This window comes from Glaesserella parasuis (genome assembly GCF_002015085.1).
GTDB lineage: Bacteria > Pseudomonadota > Gammaproteobacteria > Enterobacterales > Pasteurellaceae > Glaesserella > Glaesserella parasuis.
This window is the reverse complement of the sequence record NZ_MUXW01000076.1, coordinates 1-953: the sequence shown is the minus strand read 5'-3', so window position 1 is coordinate 953 and position 953 is coordinate 1. Positions and strand designations below refer to the sequence as shown.

Sequence of the window (953 nt, the reverse complement as noted above, 5' to 3'; positions counted from 1 at the left end):
GCCGTTGGGGTGAATACGGAAGAAGTCATTGTGTGGGAGCCGAATTTCTTAAAACAGTTTGATCAGCTCATCAACCCACAAAATCTTGCGTTAATTAAAGATTACCTACGCTTTAAAACCATTTCAAATGCGTCTACCTATTTAAACAAAGCCTTAGATGATGCGAATTTTGCTTTTTATGGCAAGCAGTTGGTGGGACAGAAACAGCAAAGACCGTTAGATAAACGTGCGTTACGTTTGATTAACAACCAAATTGGGCAGGAATTTGCTCAATTTTATGTGGAAAAATTCTTCCCTGCGACAGCTAAAAAAGACCTGCTTGAAATGGCTGGTTATTTGGTTAAAGCCTACCATCAGCGTATCGACAATTTAAGTTGGATGTCGGCAGAAACCAAAGCAAAGGCGAAAGTGAAGCTAGATAAATTCATCGTTGAAGTTGGTTATCCAAACAAATGGAAAGATTATAGCCAACTGCATTTAAAAACCGTAGAACAGGGCGGTTCGCTTTATGCTAACTTGCGTGAAATTGCCAAATGGAATTACCAAGAAGCCTTAAGTAAAATCGGCAAACCTGTTGATTTGAATGAATGGGGAATGTTGCCACAGGTAGTGAATGCCTCTTATAGCCCATTGATGAACCGTATTGTATTCCCTGCTGGGATCTTACAAGCACCACTTTACGATATGAACGCCGATCCTGCCGTTAATTTTGGAGCTATCGGAGCTATTATCGGACACGAAATCACTCACGGTTTTGATGATAGCGGTTCAAAATTTGATGGTGATGGCAACTTAAAAGAGTGGTGGACAGCCGAAGATCGACAAAAATTTGAAGCCCTTGCCGATCAACTAGTTGCTCAATTTGATAAATTTGAAGTTGCCCCAAAAATCTTTGTCAATGGACGTTTCACCTTAGGGGAAAACATTGCGGATCTGGGCGGATTAAGTATTGC

The 953-nt window shown here is 40.8% G+C and carries 1 protein-coding gene; it reads left to right on the top strand.

Translation table 11 applies throughout. The features are described 5' to 3' along the window. Window positions 1-953: M13-type metalloendopeptidase (locus B0183_RS11595; protein WP_131826781.1), on the top strand; the 953-nt coding region annotated here is incomplete at both ends.